We start from the raw sequence: 7,242 nt of genomic DNA, 5'->3' as shown, positions 1-7,242 counted from the left end.
GCTCGGGGTCGAGCACGCGGCCGCAGTCGGCGGCGACGACGACCTGCACGATCTCCACGTCGCCGCCCGCGGACATCAGCACCGTCGCCCGGGCCGCGGCATGCCCGAAGCCGCTGAAGGCGTCGCCCTGCCCGTCCTCGTCGAGCATCTCCGTCGCCGGGGTCGCGTACTCGCCGGTGGCCCGATCCGGGTCCCCGGCCGACTCCTCGGCCAACGGGACGTCGACCACCGCGTCGAACGAGCGCACGCGCCCGTCCACGACCCGGAGCAACTCGGCCGACATGCCGGCCCGGGTCCCGATCCGCTCCCGCGCCGGTCGGGTGAGGGCGTCCAGGGCAGCCTGGACGGACGGCCCGATCGAGGCGGCCGAGCCACCACCGGCCGGTGCGCCGGTGGCGGCGAAGGCGGTCGCTGCTCCGAGCGCCTGCTCGACGACGCCGACCGCGGCGGCTTCCAGGTGCTCGTCGCCCTCGGCCGCCGGACAGGCGACCACCGGCTTCCCGTCGCCGACGCGGATCTCGGCCCGGACCGAGACCTGCACCGCTTCACCGAGGCCGAAGGGCAGGATGCCCGCTCCGATCCCGACGCCCCACGCGTGGTCGTCGCCCAGGTCCGGACGCTCCGGCAGCGCAGTTGCGTCGAGAGCGGTCAACAGGGCGGCGACCGGGGAGTCCTCCAGCAGGATCTGGCCGGTGGGCAGCGGGTCGTCGAGCCCGAGCAGGTTCCGTTGCCGGACGGCGCGGCGGGCAGCAGGGAAACGCGCGGCCTCGCGCCCCTGCTCGAAGGAGATCAGGTCGGCGAGGCGGTCGAGCTGAGCCTCGACGGCGAAGGCCACCGCCGCGGCGGCCAGACCGGGCTCCAGCATCGGCGGCGGCGTGGTGCTGCGCAGGGCGCGCACCCGCAGGTCCACCGCGGGCACGCGATAGGGGCCCGTGCCGACGGCGCAGAACTCGGCGACCAGGGCCTCGGCCAGGCCGGCGTACGGCCCGGACTCCAGGTCGATCTCGGCGTGGACCGCGACCAGCGTCCCGTCGGGACGCGCATGGTGGCGGTACCGCAACGCGATCACCGGACCGCCGCCCTGACCGAACATGGGCGGACCGACCATCAGGCACACCGGCCGGTGGTTGCGCCGGGCGAAGGTTGCGGCGACCACAGCGCCACCGAGATCGGTCGAGTGGTCGGTCCCACCGGTGGACGTCAGCTCGATCTGACGTGGCGTCAGACCAAGGCACTGGGCCAACTGGTCCCGATCGGTCGGGTGCCAGCGGCGCGGCGCGGAAATCTGCACGCCGTCGTCCGTGGGCTGTGCCTCGATGAGGGCCGGAACCGCTGGTGCGCCGTCGGTCCCGAACGGCTCCTGACGCGGAACCCACCCGTGGGTGTTGTACGCGCCTTCGACCACAAGACCTGGATCGGCCGGCCACTGACCACGGCGCACCCGGACCTCGCGCACCAGGTTGCCGTCGGGGTGGAGCGGGTCGGCCTGCGCCCCGCGGAACCAGTGCACCTCGGGCAACGTCCGGTACCGGGCGCCGACCGCCGCCGCGGCTCGCGTCGAGCTCAACGGGTCGGTGGCGAGGACGGCGGCGACCGGCTCCCCGACGTGGCGGACGACCCCGGCCGCCAGGACCGGGCGGTCGGCCCGGATCGGGCCGTGGCACAACTGGCCGGGCAGGTCGGCGGCGGTCAGGACGTCGACGACGCCGGGCGAAGCGAGCGCCGTCGCGGTGTCGACACCCAGGATCGCGGCATGGGCGTGCGGGCTTCGCGTGAGCGCAGCGTGCAGCATCCCGTCCAGTGCCGTTCCCCCCGAGCTGTCCCGCGCTTACAGAAACGATGCTGTGCTGAAAGTGTGGCTCAGGAGTCGCCGTCGTCGCCCTCGCCGGGCGGGATGCCGTCGTAGATCTCCTTGCACTCCGGGCAGACCGGGTACTTCTTGGGATCGCGGCTGGGGACCCAGACTTTGCCGCAGAGCGCCTGCAGCGGGGAGCCCTCGACCATCGCCTCGGTGAGCTTGTTGCGGATCACGTAGTGCGAGAAGCGATCATGGTCGCCCTCCCCGGTCGAGGTCCGGGTCTGCTCTTCGGTGATCGTGCTGAGGGCGCCGCCGGGCTCCGGCTCGTTCGGGAACGTCATCCCAGGAGTCTAGAACTCAGCCCGGACAGGCCCCAGCGCTCAGTTCGCCGGTCAGTTCAGGGACGGGTCCGCGGGGCAGGTGGCCAGCAGGCGCACATCCCCGGGCTGGCGGCGCAGCACGTCGCCCCAGAGCCGCTCCGGACGCAGGCTGAAGGCGTCGCCGGGCATCGACTCCGCGATCACCCAGGCGCCCTGGGACAGCTCGGAGTCCAGTTGGCCCGCGCCCCAGCCCGAGTAGCCGGCGAAGATCCGCAGCGCGCGGAGGTCCTCGCGCAGCGACTCGGGGTCGGAATCGAGGTCGATCAGGCCGATCCCGCCGATCACCGGGCGCCAGCCCCGCGGCCGGGCCCCCAGCGCGGCCGGGACGCTGTCGAAGGCGGCCAGGGCGAGCGCGCCGTCCACCCCGACCGGCCCGCCGGAGAAGACCACGTCCGGCGCCGAGGAGTAGCCGGACCAGGGGGCGAGGACGTCGGCGACCGCAAGCTCGGTCGGCCGGTTGACCACCACCCCGAGCGAGCCGGACCCGTCGTGATCGAGCAGCAGGACCACGGTCCGCTCGAAGTTCGGGTCGGTGAGGTCGGGCGCCGAGATCAGCAGCTGACCTGCGCTCGCGTTCGGCACCATACGAGAAGCCTGGCAGACCTCGACACGCCGTGAAAGGTCGCCACACGGGACATTTCGACGTCCGAGCGGCCGAAGATTGGCGGACAGCGTCACAGCTGAACTCGCCGTGTTCCGGGGAACTACTTTGGTAGGAGACAACCCGGGGGACCCACACATGCCCAACGTCAAACCAACCGCCGTTGCCGTGCTCGCCGCCGCCCTTGCCGTCACCGGCCTGGCCGGGGTGGCGGCGGCCGCGCCGACAGTGCCGACTGGGCCGAGCGGGCCTGTGCAAACCACCGCCTACACCCCGGCCCTGGTACCCAAGCTGAGCAAGGTGATCGCCAGCGACCTGAACGCCCCGTGGGGGATGGCGTTCCTGCCCGGCGGTGGCGCTCTGGTGGCCGAGCGGGACAGCGGCAACGTCCGCCGCCTCGACGGCAAGGGCAAGGCGCACGTGGTCGACCGGGTGCCCGGGGTCGTGCACGCCGGTGAGGGCGGGCTGCTCGGCCTCGCGATCGCGTCCGATTTCCGCAAGACCCGCTGGGTCTACGCGTACTTCACCTCGGCCACCGACAACCGGATCGTGCGGATGCGCTTCGAGAACGGCGACCTGGGCCGCCCGCGCGTGGTGCTCAGCGGCATCCCCAAGGGGTTCATCCACAACGGCGGCCGCCTGGTGTTCGGCCCGGACGGGATGCTCTACGCCGGCACCGGCGAGACCGGCAACACCGGCCTGGCCCAGAACAGGAAGTCGCTCGGCGGGAAGATCCTGCGGATGACCCCGGCCGGCAGGGTCCCGGGCGACAACCCGACCAAGGGTTCCTACGTCTTCAGCCGCGGTCACCGCAACGTGCAGGGCCTCGCCTTCGACGGGCAGGGCCGCCTGATCGCCGCCGAGTTCGGCCAGAAGACCTGGGACGAGCTCAACCTGATCAAGGCCGGTCGCAACTACGGCTGGCCGACGGTCGAGGGCCGGGCCGGGGACAGCCGCTTCGTCGACCCGATCGCACAGTGGCACCCCGACAAGGCCTCCCCGAGTGGGATCGCCGTCGTGAAGGGCACGGTCTTCATGGCCGGTCTGCGCGGCGCCCGGCTGTGGCGGATCCAGCTCGGCTCGCTCCGCCCGGACGGCATCCCCCGCGCCCGCGCCGAGGACTTCTTCACCGGCCGGTTCGGCCGGCTGCGCACGGTGATGGCGGCCCCCGACGGCTCGCTGTGGCTGACGACGAGCAACACCGACGGCCGGGGCAACCCGTCCTCCAGCGACGACCGGGTGCTACGGATCCGACTGCGCGCCCAGTAACCCCGGGACGTCGTCCCGCAGGGGCGCTTGTCAGCCGGCGGGCGGGCTGACAGGCGCCCGCCAGGGACGTCGTCCCGTGGGAGGCTCAGATGGCGCCGCGGCGCCGCTTCGCCTCGTACATCGACTCGTCGGCTTGGACCAGCAGGGCCCGGGCGTCGGTGCGGGAGTCGTGGGAGACGGCGTAGCCGATGCTGACCCGGATCGGGACGGCTCGGCCGTCCGGGGCGATCAGGTCGGGGTCGGCCTCGACCGCGATCGACAGCCGGCGGCACATCGAAGCGGCGTCGTCGGGCGAGCGCAGGTTGCAGACCACGACGAACTCGTCGCCGCCGAAGCGGGCCAGGGTGTCCCCGCCACGGACCTGGAGGCCGAGCCGGCGGGCCACCGTCACCAGCAACTCATCGCCGAAGGAGTGCCCGTACCGGTCATTGACCGACTTGAGCCCGTCGACGTCGCAGAACAGCACGGCGACCACGCCGCCCTCGCGCTCGCAGGCGGCGATCGCCTGGGAGAGCCGGTCGTCGAGCAGCGCCCGGTTGGCCAGGCCAGTCAGGGCGTCGTGCAGGGCGAGGTAGGCCAGGCGCGCGTCCTGGGAGCGGCGGGCGTCGATGTCCTCGTAAGCGGCGACGACGTACTCGGGGATGCCGGCGGCGTCGCGGACCAGGGTCGCGGTGCGGCGCACCCAGAGCACGTGGCCCTCGCGGTGGCGGTAGCGGTGCTCGACGGTGACCGCGGTCTCGCCGGCGGCCAGTCGCGCGGCCGCCTCGTCCTCGACCGAGCGGTCCTCGTCGTGGACGACCTGCGGCGGGGCCTGGGCGAGCAGCTCCTCGGCGCTCCAGCCCAGCATCCGGGCCAGCGCCGGGTTGATCCGGAACCAGCGACCGGTCAGATCCAGCAGGGCCAGCCCGACCGGGGCCTGGTCGAAGGCGGCAGCGACGAGCGGGTCTTCCCCGTGCGCAGCCATACTCGCCTCCCCTCCCCCGGCGGCACCGTCCGGGGCGGAAGCGGTGCCGTCATGTCCGGCGACTTGTCCTACGTGTCCGTCACGCGGATTGTGGTGCGTTCTGTCCCCACATTGTGCTCCCGCCGCCCGCGATTGTCAGTCCCCCGCGAGCGCCTTGGCGAGCCGTTGCAGCTGAACGGTGATCGACCAGGTGACCTCGTCGACCGACCGCGCACCGTTGACGTTGATCAACTTCTCGCGCGCCGCGTAGTAGTTGAGCATCGGCAGCGTCTTCTCGTCGTAAACGTCGAGCCGGTGGTTGATGACGTCCAGGTTGTCGTCGCTGCGCCCACTGGCCGCGCCGCGCTCGACCAGCCGGCGGACCAGTTCGTCGCGCGGCACCTCCAGGTGCACCACGACCTGGACCTCGACCCCGAGGGTCTGGGCGACGGAGTAGGCGATCTCGGCCTGCTCCACGGTCCGCGGAAAACCGTCCAGGACGTAGCCGCCCTGATTGTTCGCCTCGACAACCGGCTTGCGCAGGATGTCCATCACGATGCCGTCCGGCACCAGGTCGCCACTGGCCAGGTACTGCTGCACCTGCTTGCCGGTCGCGGTCTCGCCCTTGACGTGGGCTCGCAACAGGTCGCCGGAGGAGATGTGCACGAGCTTGAACTGCTCGGCAATCCGAACCGCCTGGGTCCCCTTGCCCGCACCGGGGGGTCCGATCATCAGCAGTCGCATCGGCAAAAGCTATACCGCTGAGGCCAGGACCAGACGCGCGACCAGCGCCCCGTGGTCGGTGCCGGTCACCTCGAAGGTCGTCGTGGACCGGGCGCCGAACTGGCGGCTGATCAGAATGTGGTCGAGCTGAACAAAGTGCGGGATCCAGTACCGCGGGGACCAGGTGCCCAGGTAGCCGGAGCCGGCGTACTCGGTGGCGTCCCGCCAGCGGTCGTCCAGCAGGCGCCGGAACGCCGCGTGGTCGCGGGTGGCGTTGAAGTCCCCCAGCACCAGCGCGGGCAGATTTGCCGGCTGCGCGGCCAGGCGCTCCCGGAGCATCCCCTGGTCGGCCCGGTAGCTCGCGGCGGAGAACCGGCCGGTGCGCATCGGGTGCGCGACGCGGACGGCGACGTCGCGGGTCCGCCCGCCGGCCTCCGGAACGCGCAGGGTCGCCCCGGGCATCTTGTGCACGCCCTCCCACTCCTCGGCGGGGGTGAGCGGGAACCGCGACCACACCCCGCTGCCGTGGGCGTAGGGGTCCGGGCTGAGCACCTGGTAGGGCAAGGCCTCGTCCAGGCCGGCGGCGGCCAGCGCGGTCACCGCCTCGGGAGTCAGCTCAGTCACCCCGAGGACGTCCACCCGGTGCTCGCGGACCGCGTCGGCGACCTCGGTTGCGTCGGCCAGGCCGTACTGCAGGTTGATCGTCATCGCGACCAGGTCGGTGCCCTCGGGTACCCCGTCGGCGACGTAGAGCGGCGCCAGCCAGAGCGCGTTGAGCGCCACCAGCAGCGCGCCGGCGATCCCGGTGCGCCACCGGCGCAGGGCGAACGCGAACGCGGTCAACGCGACCAGCGCGAGCGCAGCCGGTGGGACGAAGGTGACGATCATGATCGGCCAGGCCCGGTCGTGGTCGCCGACCAGACGGAACAGCGACGGCAGGGCGAGGCAGCCGAGCAGGCCGGGCAGTGCGAACCGGACGGCGAGCGTCCAGGCCCGCGCTCTCGCGGTTGCCCGGCGCTCAGTCGCGATGGGCACCGGGCAGCGGAAGGCCGATCGGGTTGGGCTCGGGCAGCAGGCCGTCGGCGACCACCCGGCCGGCCAAGGGGAGCAGCAACGCTTCGAGTTCGGCGGTGGCCTCCGCGCCGAGGTGTTCCCAGGGCCCGGCGGCTGCGCCGTCGGTGTCGACCTCGACGGCCTCGTGCAACGCAGAGCCCGCGGCAGTGAGCTTGCCGTCGGCGTCGATCAGTCTCTGCTCGCGGGCGTGCATCTCGCCGGCCTGCCACTCGAAGGTGGCCCACTTGCGACCCAGGCGCAGCGGCTCGGCCTCGGACTCCCCCGTCCCGATCTTGAGCAGCATCGCCGTGACGGGGTGGATCCGACGGACCGTCAGGGCCGCGATGTGGCCGTCGCCGCGGTGCTCGCGCAGGGTCGTCGCGGCCTGCCACAGCGCCAGGTGCGCGGCCTCCGGACGGGGCAGGCCCTGGTTGGCGGCACCCAGCGGACGGCCCGCACAGTCGGCGGCCTGAGC

At 72.7% G+C, this 7,242-nt stretch carries 7 protein-coding genes and 1 pseudogene; 1 reads left to right on the top strand and 7 read right to left on the bottom strand.

The annotated features are described in order from the left end of the window. From H0X00_RS19865 to H0X00_RS19855, 3 genes are all read right to left on the bottom strand, one after another. A partial coding sequence (locus tag H0X00_RS19865) for a molybdopterin cofactor-binding domain-containing protein (RefSeq protein ID WP_293774197.1) occupies window positions 1-1,792 on the bottom strand: 1,792 nt, incomplete at its 3' end. A gap of 68 nt (window positions 1,793-1,860) precedes the next feature. Beyond that, complete coding sequence (locus H0X00_RS19860) at window positions 1,861-2,139, bottom strand: DUF3039 domain-containing protein (protein WP_293774195.1); 279 nt, start codon at window positions 2,137-2,139, stop codon at window positions 1,861-1,863. Between the two features lie 51 nt (window positions 2,140-2,190). Further along, window positions 2,191-2,763 carry a YqgE/AlgH family protein gene (locus tag H0X00_RS19855; protein WP_293774194.1) on the bottom strand — a complete coding sequence of 191 codons (573 nt, stop codon included), beginning with the start codon at window positions 2,761-2,763 and terminating at the stop codon, window positions 2,191-2,193. A 154-nt stretch (window positions 2,764-2,917) separates the two neighbouring features. On the opposite strand from H0X00_RS19855, the gene H0X00_RS19850 reads away from it, so the two are divergent. Next, window positions 2,918-4,048 carry a PQQ-dependent sugar dehydrogenase gene (locus tag H0X00_RS19850; protein WP_293774193.1) on the top strand — a complete coding sequence of 377 codons (1,131 nt, stop codon included), beginning with the start codon at window positions 2,918-2,920 and terminating at the stop codon, window positions 4,046-4,048. Between the two features lie 85 nt (window positions 4,049-4,133). Here the strand turns inward: H0X00_RS19850 and H0X00_RS19845 are convergent, their stop codons facing one another. From H0X00_RS19845 to H0X00_RS19830, 4 genes and pseudogenes are all read right to left on the bottom strand, one after another. Then, window positions 4,134-5,012 (bottom strand): sensor domain-containing diguanylate cyclase, encoded by an 879-nt coding sequence (locus H0X00_RS19845; protein WP_293774192.1) that lies wholly within the window; start codon window positions 5,010-5,012, stop codon window positions 4,134-4,136. A gap of 135 nt (window positions 5,013-5,147) precedes the next feature. Next, entirely contained in the window at window positions 5,148-5,735 is a 588-nt protein-coding gene (locus H0X00_RS19840) for an adenylate kinase (RefSeq protein WP_293774191.1), read from the bottom strand. Between the two features lie 9 nt (window positions 5,736-5,744). Continuing rightward, window positions 5,745-6,749, bottom strand: coding sequence for an endonuclease/exonuclease/phosphatase family protein (locus H0X00_RS19835; RefSeq protein WP_293774190.1), 1,005 nt, complete (start codon window positions 6,747-6,749; stop codon window positions 5,745-5,747). Beyond that, window positions 6,733-7,242 (bottom strand): annotated as a pseudogene (locus H0X00_RS19830) (hypothetical protein); the annotation flags it as partial. The pseudogene H0X00_RS19830 and the gene H0X00_RS19835, both read right to left, overlap by 17 nt.

The sequence above is a fragment of the Sporichthya sp. genome, assembly GCF_013815995.1.
GTDB lineage: Bacteria > Actinomycetota > Actinomycetes > Sporichthyales > Sporichthyaceae > Sporichthya.
This window is presented reverse-complemented; position numbering and strand designations above follow the sequence as displayed.